General features: G+C 67.3%; 14 protein-coding genes and 1 pseudogene. 12 read left to right on the plus strand and 3 right to left on the minus strand.

Annotated features, from left to right (window positions below; genetic code table 11):
• The first annotated feature begins 9 nt into the window (after positions 1–9).
• The 10 genes and pseudogenes from O3I_RS16390 to O3I_RS16435 all read left to right on the plus strand — a co-directional run bounded on the left by O3I_RS16390 (position 10) and on the right by O3I_RS16435 (position 10,500).
• A complete protein-coding gene (locus O3I_RS16390) occupies positions 10–1,452 on the plus strand; it encodes an NCS2 family permease (protein ID WP_014984057.1) in 1,443 nt (480 codons plus the stop codon).
• 13 nt (positions 1,453–1,465) lie between these two features.
• Positions 1,466–2,533, plus strand: a complete 1,068-nt coding sequence (locus O3I_RS16395; RefSeq protein ID WP_014984058.1) for an XdhC family protein — start codon at positions 1,466–1,468, stop codon at positions 2,531–2,533.
• A 145-nt stretch (positions 2,534–2,678) separates the two neighbouring features.
• Complete coding sequence (locus tag O3I_RS16400) at positions 2,679–3,059, plus strand: allophanate hydrolase-related protein (protein ID WP_014984059.1); 381 nt, start codon at positions 2,679–2,681, stop codon at positions 3,057–3,059.
• Positions 3,056–3,859, plus strand: a complete 804-nt coding sequence (locus O3I_RS16405; RefSeq protein ID WP_014984060.1) for a hydroxypyruvate isomerase family protein — start codon at positions 3,056–3,058, stop codon at positions 3,857–3,859. The genes O3I_RS16400 and O3I_RS16405 overlap by 4 nt, the downstream gene beginning before the upstream one ends.
• Positions 3,856–4,728 (plus strand): NAD(P)-dependent oxidoreductase, encoded by an 873-nt coding sequence (locus O3I_RS16410; protein ID WP_014984061.1) that lies wholly within the window; start codon positions 3,856–3,858, stop codon positions 4,726–4,728. Before O3I_RS16405 ends, O3I_RS16410 begins: the two co-directional genes overlap by 4 nt.
• A gap of 35 nt (positions 4,729–4,763) precedes the next feature.
• Positions 4,764–6,029: pseudogene (gcl, locus tag O3I_RS16415) on the plus strand (glyoxylate carboligase); the annotation flags it as partial.
• Positions 6,026–7,219 (plus strand): glycerate kinase, encoded by a 1,194-nt coding sequence (locus O3I_RS16420; protein WP_014984063.1) that lies wholly within the window; start codon positions 6,026–6,028, stop codon positions 7,217–7,219. The pseudogene gcl and the gene O3I_RS16420, both read left to right, overlap by 4 nt.
• On the plus strand, positions 7,212–8,588 hold the full coding sequence (allB, locus tag O3I_RS16425) for an allantoinase AllB (RefSeq protein WP_014984064.1): 1,377 nt from the start codon (positions 7,212–7,214) through the stop codon (positions 8,586–8,588). The genes O3I_RS16420 and allB overlap by 8 nt, the downstream gene beginning before the upstream one ends.
• Positions 8,581–9,609, plus strand: coding sequence for an allantoicase (gene alc, locus O3I_RS16430; RefSeq protein ID WP_014984065.1), 1,029 nt, complete (start codon positions 8,581–8,583; stop codon positions 9,607–9,609). Before allB ends, alc begins: the two co-directional genes overlap by 8 nt.
• A 141-nt stretch (positions 9,610–9,750) precedes the next feature.
• A complete protein-coding gene (locus O3I_RS16435) occupies positions 9,751–10,500 on the plus strand; it encodes a class I SAM-dependent methyltransferase (protein WP_014984066.1) in 750 nt (249 codons plus the stop codon).
• Between the two features lie 139 nt (positions 10,501–10,639).
• Here the strand turns inward: O3I_RS16435 and O3I_RS16440 are convergent, their stop codons facing one another.
• Positions 10,640–11,323, minus strand: a complete 684-nt coding sequence (locus O3I_RS16440) for a hypothetical protein (RefSeq protein WP_014984067.1) — start codon at positions 11,321–11,323, stop codon at positions 10,640–10,642.
• A 74-nt stretch (positions 11,324–11,397) separates the two neighbouring features.
• Here O3I_RS16440 and O3I_RS16445 point away from each other — a divergent pair, with 74 nt between their 5' ends.
• A complete protein-coding gene (locus tag O3I_RS16445; RefSeq protein ID WP_063632253.1) occupies positions 11,398–12,048 on the plus strand; it encodes a TetR/AcrR family transcriptional regulator in 651 nt (216 codons plus the stop codon).
• 83 nt (positions 12,049–12,131) lie between these two features.
• Here the strand turns inward: O3I_RS16445 and O3I_RS46050 are convergent, their stop codons facing one another.
• The gene (locus O3I_RS46050; RefSeq protein ID WP_014984069.1) at positions 12,132–12,347 is read right to left on the minus strand and encodes a muconolactone Delta-isomerase; all 216 of its coding nucleotides are present in this window, start codon (positions 12,345–12,347) and stop codon (positions 12,132–12,134) included.
• Positions 12,344–12,550 (minus strand): hypothetical protein, encoded by a 207-nt coding sequence (locus O3I_RS46055; protein WP_202805034.1) that lies wholly within the window; start codon positions 12,548–12,550, stop codon positions 12,344–12,346. Before O3I_RS46055 ends, O3I_RS46050 begins: the two co-directional genes overlap by 4 nt.
• Between O3I_RS46055 and O3I_RS47055 the strand changes: the two genes are divergently transcribed.
• Positions 12,473–12,694, plus strand: a complete 222-nt coding sequence (locus tag O3I_RS47055; RefSeq protein ID WP_202804981.1) for a helix-turn-helix domain-containing protein — start codon at positions 12,473–12,475, stop codon at positions 12,692–12,694. The genes O3I_RS46055 and O3I_RS47055 overlap by 78 nt on opposite strands.
• Positions 12,695–13,644 lie beyond the last annotated feature (950 nt).

Raw genomic sequence — 13,644 nt, forward strand, 5'->3', positions numbered from 1 at the left:
GGGCACGCCATGACCCAAGTACAGACCCACTCCTCCGTACCGGAGCCGGCCACCGGAAGGTCCGCGCTCGACCGCTTCTTCCGGTTGAGTGACCGCAAGACCTCGGTATCGCGCGAGATCCGCGGCGGTATCACCACTTTCGTCGCGATGGCCTACGTTATCCTGCTCGTCCCGCTGATCATCGGCGGGGTCCAGGACATCGACGGCAACACCCTCAGCATCGCGCAACTCACCACCGCCACCGCGTTTTCCGCGGGCCTGAGCACCATTCTGATGGGCCTGGTCGGCAACGTACCGCTGGCACTGGCCGCGGGGCTGGGTGTGGTGCCGGTGGTCGCCTTCCAGGCGGCGCCGCACATGACCTGGCCGCAAGCCATGGGCCTGGTGGTGCTGATGGGCGTGATCATCGTGATCCTGGCCGCCACCGGATTGCGCACGATGATCATCAACGCCATCCCGCTCGCGCTCAAGAACGCCATCGGCGTCGGGATCGGCATGTTCATCGCGATGATCGGGCTGGTGTCGGCCGGGGTGGTCGGGCACGGCGCGCAGACCGGCCCGCCGGTGACCCTCGGCGCGGGCGGGCACCTTTCCGGTTGGCCCGTGGTGATTTTCGCGGTCGGGCTGCTGCTCATGCTGGCGCTGTTCATCCGCAAGGTGCCCGGCGCCATGCTGATCAGCATCGCCATCGCCACGGTGCTGGCCATCGTGGTGAATTCGCTGGCGAAGATCGATCCCAAGACCTGGGGTCCGGTCGTGCCGGAGACACCCAAGGGGCTGTTCGCCGCGCCGGACTTCGGCCTACTGTTCGATATCGATCTGATCGGCGGATTCGCCGAGGCCGGTGGGCTGGTCGCCGGTGTCGTGCTGTTCACGCTGGTGCTCACCGGCTTCTTCGACGCCATGGGCACCGTGTTCGGCGTCTGCGACGAGGCGGGCCTGCTCGACGAGAAGGGCACCATGCCCGGTCTCGGCAAGGTGCTGACCGTCGACGGCGTCGGCCAGATCATCGGTGGTCTCAGTGGTGGGGCGGGCAACACCGTCTACGTCGAGTCCGCGACGGGCGTCGGTGAGGGCGCTCGTACCGGCTTGACCAGCGTGGTGACCGGTGGATTGTTCTGCGTGGCAGTCTTTTTCACGCCGTTGGCCGCAGTGGTGCCGATCCAGGCGGCCGCGCCGGCGCTGGTGCTGGTCGGCGCGCTGATGATGACTCAGGCCCGCAAGATCGACTGGTCCGACCTGGAAGTCGCGGTGCCCGCGTTCCTGACCATCGTGCTGATGCCGTTCACCTACTCGATCACCAACGGGGTCGGCGCGGGCGTCATCGCGTACGTGGTGATCAAGGCGGCACGCGGGAAGTTCCGCGAGATCCACTGGCTCATCTGGGTGGTGGGCGTGGTGTTCGCCGCTTACTTCGGCATCTCGGCCATCGAACTACTGCTCGGCGGATAGAACGGCGACAACAATGCGTGACCTCGCGACAGAACTCCTGCAGTGGCACACGGCGGGCAAGTCGTATGCCGTCGCCACCGTCATCGGCGTCAGCGGCAGTGCGCCGCGACCGCCCGGCGCCGCCCTCGCGGTGGACGCCGAAGGCGTTGTCATCGGCAGTGTTTCCGGTGGCTGCGTCGAGGGCGCGGTGTACGAGCTCTGTCGCGAGGCCCTGCGCACCGGGCAGCCGGTGCGCGAAAGCTTCGGCTACAGCGATGACGACGCCTTCGCCGTCGGGCTCACCTGCGGTGGCACCATCGAAGTGTTCGTGCAGCCGATCACCCCGGCGGACTTCGGCACCATCGAGGCGCTGCTGCGCTCGGTCGAGCCGGTGGCCCTCGTGCGTGACCTGAACTCCGGCGCGGCAATGGCTTTGGGTCCGTGGTGGACGCTCGGCGCCACCTTCGACCCGGTGGTCGCGGCGGAGGCGAGAGCGATGTTCGACGCGGGCAGCACCGGCCTGCGAATCATCGGGTGCGGTGACCGGGAAGCCACCGTGTTCGTGGAATCCTATGTGCCGCCGCCGCGGATGATCGTCTTCGGCGCCATTGATTACGCCGCGGCGCTCACCCGGATCGGCCGGTTCCTGGGCTATCGGGTGACCGTCTGTGACGCCCGTCCGGTGTTCGCCACCAAGGCGCGCTTTCCGGACGCCCACGAGGTCGTGGTGGACTGGCCCGACCGATATTTGCGGCACACCACGGTCGACGCCCGCACCGTGCTGTGCGTGCTGACCCATGACGCGAAGTTCGATATTCCGTTGCTGGAGTTGGCATTACGGCTGCCGGTCGCCTATGTGGGCGCGATGGGGTCACGACGCACACACGAGGATCGGATGGCGAGTCTACGGGCCGCGGGCTTGTCGGAAACCGAACTGTCCGCACTGCATTCACCGATCGGACTCGATCTCGGCGGGCGCACGGCGGAGGAGACCGCGGTGTCCATCGCCGCGGAGATCGTCGCGGTCCGCCGGGGCGGATCGGCCCAGCCGTTGCGCGCGAGCGGCGGACCTATTCACCGGGACCTGATTCCCACCTGGTGACCGCACGGCGCTGCGGGACTTCCGGCGCTGGAGCTTCATACAAATTCTGCTTCGGAATTATCAGCCGATTTCGGGCTGATCTCAGCTATCCGAAGAATATGAAATGCCCGCATACTTGGTGAAATTCTAGACAAAGGACCCGAACATGCCGTTGATTTTCCTGAACGGTTCCGCCATGCGCGGAGGGCCGCTCAATCATCTGCTGCACGGGGCGCCGTTCGCCGGCGAGGCGAAAACCGCGCCGCGCTACCGGTTCTTCTCGGTGGGCGACCGGTTTCCCGGGCTGGACCCGGCGGCCGACGGGGGCAACTCGATCAGCGGCGAGCTGTTCGACGTGCCCATGGACGTGCTGCGGGAACATCTGCTGCCTGCGGAACCGCCCGAGCTGGAGCTCGGCGCGATCGAGCTCGACGACGGGCGCTCGGTGCTGTCCATGGTGCTGCGCAAACCGCCGACGTCCTACCCGGAGCTGATCGACATCACCCGCGTCGGCAGTTGGCAGAAATATCGCGAAGGAGCTGAGTGAAGCATTACGCAGGGGAGTCCGGTCTCCCGAAGTTCGACGTCAACTGCTCTATTCTTTTCACCGATCTGCCGTTGCTGGAACGCCCCGCCGCGGCCAAGGCCGCGGGATTCGACGCGGTCGAATTCTGGTGGCCCTTCGGCGAGAATCCGGTGCCGGGCGACCAAGAGATCGACGCCTTCGTGCGCGCGCTCGACGACGCCGGCGTGGCGCTGGTCGGGTTGAATTTCATCGATCTGATTCCGGCGGGTCGCGGACTGGTGTCGGTGCCCGGCGAGGTCGCCCGCTTCCGGGACAACATCGACGTGGCCGTGGGTCTCGCCGAACGCACCGGGTGCCGCGCGCTGAACGCGTTGTACGGCAACCGGATCGCGGGCGAGGATCCCGTGCGACAGGACGAGCTCGCGCTGGAGAACCTGCGCCTGGCCGCCCGCGCCGCCGCCCGGATCGAGGCCGTCGTCTTGGTCGAGGCGTTGAACGCGTATGAGTCGCCGCAGTATCCGATCGTCAGCGCCGAGCACGCCGTGCGCGTGATCGAGCAGACCGGCGAGCCGAATGTGCGCTTCCTCTGCGATCTGTACCACCTGGCGCGGATGGACGAGAACCTGCTCGAGGTGATCAAGACCCATGCACGCCACATCGGCCACGTGCAGATCGCCGACGATCCCGGCCGCGGCAGGCCCGGCACCGGCGAACTCGACTTCGGCACCCTCTTCGACACCCTCGCCGCCGCAGGCTACGACGGCTGGATCGGCCTCGAATACAAAGACCCTGAGCTGGATTGGAAGTGGATCAAGGCATGAGCAAGATCGGTTTTATCGGCCTCGGGATCATGGGCAGCCCGATGGCGGGGCACCTCGTCGCGGCCGGTCACGAGGTGACCGGCTACGACATCGGCCCCAGGGGGCTGGAAAAGCTCAAAGAGGCAGGCGGTGCCGCCGCGGCCAGCGTCGCGGAGGCGGTGCGCGACAAGGACATCGTGATCACGATGCTGCCGCAGGACGAGCAGATCGAGGCGGTGTTCGGCGACATCGTCGCGCACACCGAGCCGGGCACGCTGTACATCGACTTCTCCACGATCACCCCGAAGACGGCCAAATGGACTGCGGCCGAAGGCAAGAAGAACCGCCTGCGGGTGCTGGACGCGCCGGTGAGCGGCGGCGAAGCCGGCGCGGTCAACGCCGCGCTGTCGATCATGGTCGGCGGCACGCAGGCCGACTTCGACTCGGCGACATCGATTTTCCAGGCGCTCGGCAAGACCTTCGCGCTGGTCGGCGGCAACGGCGCGGGGCAGTGCGTCAAGGCGGCCAACCAGCTCGTGGTCGGCGGGACGTACGCCCTTGTCGCCGAGGCCATCTTGCTGATGGAGAATCTCGGCGCGGACGCGGCGAAGGGGCTGGACGTGCTGGCGGGTGGCCTCGCGGGCAGCAAGATCCTCGAGCTCAAGCGCGAGACCATGCTGGCCCGCAACTTCGTCCCCGGTTTCCGGATCGACCTGCACCACAAGGACATGGGCATCATCCAGGCCGCCGCGCGCGAGGCCGAGGTCGCCATTCCGATGGGCGCGCTGACCGCGCAGTTGATCGCCGCGGCCAGGGCGATGGGCTACGGCTCGCTGGATCACTCCGGGTTGTTGCTGGTGGCCGAAGCACTGTCGGGCAAGGGCGAATGAGCGCCGTGACGAGCCGTCGCGCCGCACGCCACAACGAGGAGGTTTCGGTGGGGCGGCCGGTGGCCTCGCGGGGGCAGGCGGTGAAGGTGCTGGGGATGTTGAACGCAGCTCAGCGGCCGGTGATCGTGGCTGGTGGTGGGGTGGTGAATGCGGATGCGGCGGGGTTGTTGGTGGAGTTCGCGGAGGTGACAGGGGTGCCGGTGGTGCCGACGTTGATGGGGTGGGGTGCGATCGGTGATGATCATCGGTTGCATGCGGGGATGGTGGGGTTGCAGACCTCGCATCGGTATGGGAACGCGACGATGCTGGAGTCCGATTTCGTGTTGGGGATCGGTAATCGGTGGGCGAATCGGCATACCGGTGGGGTGGAGACGTATACGCGGGATCGGCGGTTCGTGCATGTCGATGTCGAGCCAACGCAGATCGGGCGGGTCTTTTCCCCGGATTTGGGGGTGGTCTCGGATGCGGGTGCGGCGTTGGAGGTCTTCCTCGAGGTGGCGCGTGAGTGGAAAGCCGCGGGTGAGTTGGCCGATCGGACGGAGTGGGCGGATCGGGTCAGGGCCCGGAAGCAGGAGGGGTTGCGGAAGACCCATTTCGACAATATCCCGATCAAGCCGCAGCGTGTTTATGAGGAGATGAACCGGGCGTTCGGGCGAGACACGCGCTATGTCAGCACGATCGGTTTGTCGCAGATCCAGGCGGCGCAGTTGTTGCATGTGTATCGGCCGCGGCATTGGATCAATGCGGGGCAGGCGGGGCCGTTGGGGTGGACGTTGCCTGCGGCGTTGGGGGTGGCGACGGCGGATCCGGATGCGATGGTGGTGGCGTTGTCGGGTGATTACGATTTCCAGTTCCTGATCGAGGAGTTGGCGGTCGGGGCGCAGTTCAATATTCCGTATATCCATGTGGTGGTGAATAATTCGTATCTGGGGTTGATCCGGCAGGCGCAACGGCAGTTCGATATGGATTATTATGTTCAGCTCGATTTCGACAACATCAACAGTCCCGAGGTCGGTGGTTACGGTGTCGACCATCTCAAGGTCGCGGAAGGGTTGGGTTGCAAAGCGATCCGGGTCTTCGAACCCGACAACATCGGTCCCGCACTGGAAGACGCGAAGAAGCTGATGGCCGAACATCGTGTCCCGGTGGTGGTCGAGGTCATCCTCGAGCGGGTCACCAACGTGTCCATGGGCCTCGAGATCGACAACATCGTCGAATTCGAAGAACTCGCGACCTCCGCCGCAGACGCACCAACCGCCACCGCCCCCATCGCACCCGAACCGGTGGGAGGCGGGCGGTGAGCAGGCCGGACGCGCCGCCGGTAGAGCTGCGATCGGCGAGCGTGCGCGGCGGGTGGCGCGACGGACACTGCGTCCTGGCCCCCGACAAATTCAAGGGCTCGCTCACCGCGCCCGAGGTCGCCGCGCACCTCGCGACCGGACTCCGCCGGGTCCGCCCGGATCTCCCGCTCGTCACCATGCCGGTGGCCGACGGCGGGGACGGCACGGTGGACGCGGTGGTGGAATCGGGCTTCGTCCGCTTCCAGACCAGCGTCACCGGTCCGCTCGGCTTGCCGGTGGCCGCCTCGTTCGCGATGAGGGGCGAGGCGGCCGTGATCGAGCTGGCGGAAGCGTCCGGCCTGCGACGGCTGCCACTGCGGCCTACCTTCCACACCGCCATGACCGCAACCAGTTACGGCACAGGCGAACTGATTCGCGCGGCGGCCCGGCGCGGCGCCCGCCAGGTGGTGCTCGGGCTCGGCGGCAGCGCCTGCACCGACGGCGGGGTGGGCATGATGTCCGCCCTGGGTGTGCGTTTTCTCGACGAGCACGATCGTGAGTTGCCGCCCGGCGCAGCGGCATTGAGCAGGCTGGCGCGCATCGACGCCGCGGACATGCTGCAGGTGCCGGTGATCGTCGCCTCCGACGTCGACAATCCGCTGCTCGGGCCGCGCGGCGCCGCACAGGTTTACGGTCCGCAGAAGGGCGCCCGGCCGCGTGAGGTGGACGAATTGGAATGGGGTCTGGCACGTTTGGCCTCGATCGTCGAACGCGACGTCGGCGCCGCGGTGGCGCAGCGGCCCGGAGCGGGGGCGGCCGGCGGGGTCGGCTACGCCGCACTCGCCTTCCTGGGCGCGACTGTGCGGCCGGGCATCGAGCTGATCCTCGAACTGATGTCGTTCACCGAAAAGGTTCAGGGTGCTCGCCTGGTGATCACGGGGGAAGGCTCGCTCGATCCGCAGACCCTGCACGGCAAAGCTCCGGTCGGCGTCGCGCGAGCGGCGGCGAGCGCGTCCGTGCCGGTAGTCGCGGTCGCCGGGCAGCGTGCACTCACCGACGAGCAGCTGCGCGGCGCGCACATCGAAGCCGCGTACGCGCTGACCGACCTCGAGCCCGACCCCGAGGTCTGCATCGCGCAGGCGGGACCACTGCTGGAACAGCTGGCCGGCGAACTCGCCGGCGCCTGGTTGGGAGCGAACGCTCATGCATGATCTGGTGATCCGATCCCGGCGGGTCGCGCTGCCGGAGGGAATTCGCGCGGCCTCGATCGCGGTGCGGGACGGCAAGATCGCGGCCCTTGCCGACTACGAGGCCGTGCTGCCCGCGGCCGCGACGACCGATCTAGCCGACTTGGTCGTGCTGCCCGGACTGGTGGACTCCCACGTCCACGTCAACGAGCCGGGGCGTACCGAGTGGGAGGGTTTCGCCACGGCCACCAAGGCGGCGGCCGCGGGCGGGGTGACGACGATCGTCGACATGCCGCTGAACTCGTTGCCGCCGACGGTCAGCGTGGCGCACCTGCGCACCAAACAGGCTGTCGCGGACGGGCAGTGCCATGTCGACGTGGCCTTCTGGGGCGGCGCGATCCCCGGCAATCTGGCCGCGCTGCGACCGCTGCACGCGGCGGGGGTCGTCGGTTTCAAATGCTTCCTCTCGCCCTCCGGAGTCGACGAGTTCCCCCCGCTCGGACTCGGCGAGGTCGAACAGGTCATGCGGGAGCTCGCCGCGTACGACGGTCTGCTCGTGGTGCACGCGGAAGATCCCGTGCGGCTGCACGATCCGGTCGACGGGACGTATCGCGCGTTCCTCGATTCCCGGCCGGGCGAGGCGGAAAAGGCCGCGGTGCAAGAAGTCATCGCGCTCGCCGAACTCACGGGGGTGCGGGCGCACATCCTGCACGTCTCGGCGGCGGCCTGCCTCGAACCGCTGGCGCAGGCGCAGGCCCGTGGCGTGCGGATCACCGCCGAGACCTGCCCGCACTACCTGACGCTCTCGGCGGCGGAGGCGTCGTCCACCGCGTTCAAATGCTGTCCGCCGATACGGGATTCCGGTAATCAGGACGCGCTGTGGCAGGGCCTGGCCGACGGCGTGCTCAGTTGTGTGGTCTCCGATCATTCGCCGTGCACGCCGGAGCTGAAGGAGGGGGACTTCGCCACCGCGTGGGGCGGAATCTCGTCCCTGCAGATCGGTTTGCCCGCCGTGTGGACGGCCGCCGCCGAACGGGGTTTCCGGCTCACCGATGTGGTGCGGTGGATGGCCGCCGCCCCCGCGGAGTTGGCCGGGTTGCCACAGAAGGGCCGCATCGCAGTCGGTTGCGACGCAGACCTGGTGGCCTTCGATCCGTGGGCGCCGGTCACCGTCGATCCCGCCGCACTGGCGCACAAGAACCCCATCACGCCCTACGGCGGGCGTGAGCTGCGCGGCCTCGTGCACGCGACCTGGCTGCGCGGGCGGGTCGTGGGGAACGGGCATCCGCCGGCGGGGGAACTTCTCGTACAGCCCAGAGACGCTGTGCGGCAGTGGGATACAGCACCCGCCGACACTATCGCGAACCGCAATCGACAAGGGAAATATGTCTGACTTCACCAATCTGCCCGACCTGGCGCTGCGCACCAATCGCGCCGGCGTGATCGCCGCGAGCGACGAATCGTTCGAGGAACGCGAAAACCTCATCAACCCATGGGAACCCCGGTTCGCCGAGCACACCTTCGGTCCCAAAGGTCAGGAGTACGACGGCTGGGAGACCCGCCGTCATCGCGGACCCGGCCACGATTGGGCCGTCATCCGGCTCGGCATGCCCGGCGTGATCCGCGGAGTGGTCGTCGACACGGCCTGGTTCAAAGGCAACTATCCGCCGTTTACCTCCGTCGAGGCTTGCCGGGCGCCTGGCTATCCGTCTCCGGCGCAACTCGATTCGGCGGAGTGGGTGGAGATCGTGCCGCGGACCGCGCTCGGCGGCGACGCCAAGCACGAGCTTCCGGTGGCCGACGACCGCATCTTCACCCACGTCCGGTTGAACATCTTCCCGGATGGCGGAGTCGCCCGCTTGCGTGTGCACGGTGAAGTGGTGCCGGATCCGACGCTGCTCACCGGGCTCACCGTCGACCTCGCCGCGCTGGCGCACGGCGCGCGAACCATCGCCTGCTCCAACATGTTCTACTCGGCGCCGGACAACATGCTCGCGCCCGGACTGGCTCGCAACCAGGCCGAGGGTTGGGAGACGGCGCGCCGCCGGGACGGCGGAAACGACTGGGCGACAATCCAGCTCGCCGCGCAGGGCGTTCCCGCGCTGATCGAACTCGACACCACGCATCTGCTGTTCAACGCGCCCGGCGAAGCCCGCGTCGTGGCGATCGATCACCAGGGGACCGGGCCACTGCCGCCGAGCGACGACCCGGCCTGGTTCGAGTTGTTGCCGCGCACCGCATTGCAGCCCGACACGCCGCATCGTTTCCGGCTGGCACCGTCCGAACGGGCTGCCACGCATGTGCGCGTCGACATCTACCCGGACGGGGGCATCGCGCGGTTGCGGGTGTTCGGTGCGCTCACCGCGGCGGCCGAGCGGGAGCTGAATTCGCGCTGGTTGTCGGACGGAAAGTGATTCCTGCGCCGCGAGTGTGAGCGCGGCCGTCCCGCTGACGGGGTGGCTGCGGCGGCCGTGCGCCCGCTAAGGTCCGACGATGGCGATCGAAGTCCGGACCGGGGTGGGTGGCCGTCGCGGCCGCTCGGCGAGGTGGCGGCGATGACGGTGTACGACACCACCGGCCGTACGTATGCGGCGACCCGGCAACCGGATCCGCGCATCGCCGCTGCGATCGATGCGTCCCTCGCGGGTATGGCGTCGATCGTGAACATCGGCGCGGGCACCGGCTCCTACGAACCGGGCGGCACTGTCCTCGCGGTCGAGCCCAGCCGGGTGATGATCGCGCAGCGGCCGAGCGGTGCCGCCGCTGCCGTGCGCGCGGCCGCTGAACAGTTGCCGATCCGCACCGGTGCCGTGGATGCGGCTTTGGCGGTGCTCACCATCCATCACTGGACTGACCTCGAGCGCGGCATCGCCGAGATGATCCGAGTTGCGCGGCGTCGCATCGTGATCCTCACCTGGGATCACTCGGTGTTCCGTCAATTCTGGCTGGTGCGCGACTACCTACCCGCGGCCGCGGAAACCGACGCCCGCCTCGCCGTGCCTGTGGCCCGCTTGACCGCTCAGTTGGAAGACTTTGCCGTACAGCCGGTCCCGGTGCCACACGACTGCGTCGACGGTTTCGGCGGCGCATACTGGCGTCGCCCGGAGGCCTACCTCGACGAAACCGTCCGCGCCGGAATATCCATGCTCGCGCTCACACCGGAACCGCAACTCCGAGAAGGACTGTCCCGCCTGCGTCGAGATCTCACCGATGGCTCCTGGTCCGCTCGCTACGCCGACCTCCTCAGCCGGCCCCACCTCGACCTCGGCTACCGTCTCGTCACCGCGGACCTGCCGGCCGAGTGAAGACATCCTGACTCAGCAGATCTCATACCCTTTGCCAGCGCGCGACCCGGGCCGTCCCAGGCGTCCGCCGCGGTGAATTATTCGCTCACCCTACCGGCGGAAGGGAAGGGCGCCAACGGGGTTGCGTGCGGGGTGCGGATCAGACGGGCTTGCAGATGATGGACGCGAAGCCGACGCGGTTGGCAACCATCACATCGTGGACCGAGTGGCGGAAGTTCGGGCGGAGCAGGGCGAGGATGAAGGCGGCGAGGGTGCCGGGCAGGCGGACCTGGTTGACGAAGACGTAGGGGGCGTCTTCGATCGGGCCGAGCAGGGCGATGTCGTCCACCTTGGCGTCGTGGTCGAACCAGCCGGCGACCGAGTCGAAATAGCGCAAGGCGCGGTCGTAGTCGTCGGCGGTGAAGTGGTTGAACAGGAAGGTGCCGGTCGGGGCGCGATCGATGTCGCCGAGGCGCCTGATATTGCGCGCGGGCATGATGAAGTCGGCGTTGAGCTGCTGGAACTCCGGCGTGGCCTGCACCGCGGCGAGCGTCTCCGGTGTGCTGGTCTCGATCAGGACGATCACGTCGAAGCGGGGGCTCACCTCGGACGGCTGGATCGCGATCGCGCGGTAGGCCCTGGCCGACAGCACCTCGTCCATCGCCGCCAGTCGGCGCGCGAGGTCCTGGCATCGTTGCAAGACCTCGCGGCGACGGGAACTCCGGGGCACGAACGGGATTCGCCGGGGTGGGTCCACGCGGAAGCCGAGGTAGAGATAGCCGTAGGGGGCCGGTTCGACGTATGGCGCGGGTGGGTTGGTCTGGGTGCGCGGGTCGGTGCTCATGATCTCGTCCTTTCGAGTAAAATAATCGATCGTTCGATTAATTGTAGGCCTCGAAAGGGAAGGGTGGAAGTGGCATGACGACACCACGGCGTAGACCAGGACGGCCGCGCAAGGCGGATGCGGGCGACACCAAAGCCGCGTTGTTGAGCGCCGCCCTGCGCCTGTTCGCCCGCAACGGGTACGCGGGCACCTCGATCCGGTCCATCGCGCGCGAGGTGGGGTTGAGCGAGAGCGTGCTCTACGCACATTTCGCCGGCAAGCAAGCGATCTTCGACGCCGTGCTCGCCACCCTCGGCCCCACCAACCCGCTCGACATGATGGACGCCGCCACGGCCGCCCTCGTCGACACCGACCCGCCGCAATACCTGCGCGAACTAGTGCGCGCCGTCCTCGAAGGGTGGGAACACGAAGACGCACGCCTACTGATCAGCGTCATGGCGCAGGACGGCCTGTTGCACAGTCCCGCACTGCAGCAAGCGATCTCGGCCATGCGCCTGCCCGTGAGCCGCCTGTTCGAACACTGGATCGCCGCCGATCAGATCCCCGCCGACCTCGCCACCCCGGAAGACCTCGCAATGTCGTTCACCGGCCTGATCGGCCTCACCCGAGTCCTGCACCTGCACGCCCACGCCCCCGATGAGGAACGCACCCGAGCCCGCGCCGAAATCTCCCGCCACGCCGAAACTTTCATCCGTCTCGTGTTTCGCAGCGACTCCGGGCACTGAACCACCGCGAATCAACTGTGGCCCGCCGACAGGCGGGCCACAGTTCGGACTGATGGTCGCCGACCCGAGTTGGGCGGTGTCGATTACACAGAGCGGCTCAGTTGGTGGGTGGCCAGCGGGCTCACATCGAACTCGGCGTAGGGCCAGATCGGCAGGCTTGTCAACGTGGCCTCCAGCGCGTCGGCGTCGGCGGCCGACCAGATACCGATGTTCGCCCGCCGCCCGGGCACCCGCCAGATGTCGCGCAGCACGCCCTCGGTCTGCAGCTCACGCCCTCGAGCCCGCTCTCGCTCGATCACCCTGTCTCGTTCTTCGGCGGGCAGTTCATAGACTCGCGCCCCGTCAGCCCGACCATCCCGAACTCGACGCCCTCCGGCTCGACAAAGTCCTGTCGGCCCTCGGCGACCCCGCCCGCCTTCGGATCATGCAGGTGCTGGCTGATCGCGGAGAACATCAGCGCGGCGATTTCGAGGTGCAGGTCGGCCCCTCGACCCTGAGTCATCACATGAAAACATTGCGCGAGGCGGGCCTGACCCGGCATCGCATGGAAGGCACCCGATGCTTCGTGTCCCTGCGGGAGGACACCCTCGGCCACTTCCCCGCCATTCTGGCGGCCGTCCTACAGGCCGTCGCCGCGGAGGAGTAGTACCAAGTCTCCCCTGATAGATAGCCGTCGGGCCACAGTTCGGACTTACTCGTCTAGGTTCTGTCTCGAAGTCCCATTCGCGCCTGCCTAGTTCGGTGCACCTGCCGCGGGAGTTACCGGGATAGTGCTGAGCACGTCAGGTGGGGTTCCCAGCTTTAGACGCAGGTCAGGTGCGTGAAGGTGGGGTTCCTGCGTGGTCATCTGGCTGTGGTGGCGTCTCGAGCGGCTTGGGAAGAGAAGGGCGGTTGGGAGGCGGGCCGGTTGGTGTGGACCAAGCGACAGATAGGTTGGGGTCACAGAGTTTTCGTACTGCTCACAGGGTTTATAGCTGCTGTGAACCGTATGGAAAGTCTGTGACCCCACGACTCGCCCAGCAAAACACGCCGAGCCACAACCCCACCCACCCGAAACCGCTGCTACCTCGTCAAGGAACTCTCGAAAACAGCACCACAGCCAGACGACCCCGCCGGAACCCCACCCCCGCGCACCTGACATGCGCCTAAAGCCGGGAACCCCACCTGACGCGCCCAGCACCATCCCTGTAACTCCCGCGGCAGGCACACCAATCCGGGAAAGTCACGCTTCGGCAGCCAGCCAACAAGCCCGAACGCAAGCAAACCAAGCGACAGTTAGCCCCGTGTCGACACGCGAAAGCCGCACACCTGCACCACTTCTCGGGATTCACACCCCTTCTGGCCGCCCAGAAAAGGTGTGAATCCCGAGAAGTGGTGCAACTGCTAATGACCCCCCTCACCACTGCGAGACAGAACCTAGGTGAGAGTGACCTTGCAGCCGGTCCCCGCCCGGCCGCCATGGCTTTCCGAGGTGACGGTGACCGTCGTCGTCACGCCGATCGCTGCGGCGCTGGGCGTGAACAGAACTGCCGCTGCACAGCAATGAGTTTCGGCATAGTTCGTACCCGGCTCTGCCTCGAGCCTTTGCGGTTCGAG

This window comes from Nocardia brasiliensis ATCC 700358 (assembly GCF_000250675.2).
GTDB classification, from domain to species: domain Bacteria; phylum Actinomycetota; class Actinomycetes; order Mycobacteriales; family Mycobacteriaceae; genus Nocardia; species Nocardia brasiliensis_B.

Bases quoted from the DNA above. Each gene is read 5' to 3' on its own strand.
- O3I_RS16390 (WP_014984057.1), top strand. From the start codon at position 10: ATGACCCAAGTACAGACCCACTCCTCCGTACCGGAGCCGGCCACCGGA.
- O3I_RS16395 (WP_014984058.1), top strand. From the start codon at position 1,466: ATGCGTGACCTCGCGACAGAACTCCTGCAGTGGCACACGGCGGGCAAG.
- O3I_RS16400 (WP_014984059.1), top strand. From the start codon at position 2,679: ATGCCGTTGATTTTCCTGAACGGTTCCGCCATGCGCGGAGGGCCGCTC.
- O3I_RS16410 (WP_014984061.1), top strand. From the start codon at position 3,856: ATGAGCAAGATCGGTTTTATCGGCCTCGGGATCATGGGCAGCCCGATG.
- allB (WP_014984064.1), top strand. From the start codon at position 7,212: ATGCATGATCTGGTGATCCGATCCCGGCGGGTCGCGCTGCCGGAGGGA.
- alc (WP_014984065.1), top strand. From the start codon at position 8,581: ATGTCTGACTTCACCAATCTGCCCGACCTGGCGCTGCGCACCAATCGC.
- O3I_RS16435 (WP_014984066.1), top strand. From the start codon at position 9,751: ATGACGGTGTACGACACCACCGGCCGTACGTATGCGGCGACCCGGCAA.
- O3I_RS16440 (WP_014984067.1), bottom strand. From the start codon at position 11,323: ATGAGCACCGACCCGCGCACCCAGACCAACCCACCCGCGCCATACGTC.
- O3I_RS16445 (WP_063632253.1), top strand. From the start codon at position 11,398: ATGACGACACCACGGCGTAGACCAGGACGGCCGCGCAAGGCGGATGCG.
- O3I_RS47055 (WP_202804981.1), top strand. From the start codon at position 12,473: ATGCAGGTGCTGGCTGATCGCGGAGAACATCAGCGCGGCGATTTCGAG.
- O3I_RS46055 (WP_202805034.1), bottom strand. From the start codon at position 12,550: ATGACTCAGGGTCGAGGGGCCGACCTGCACCTCGAAATCGCCGCGCTG.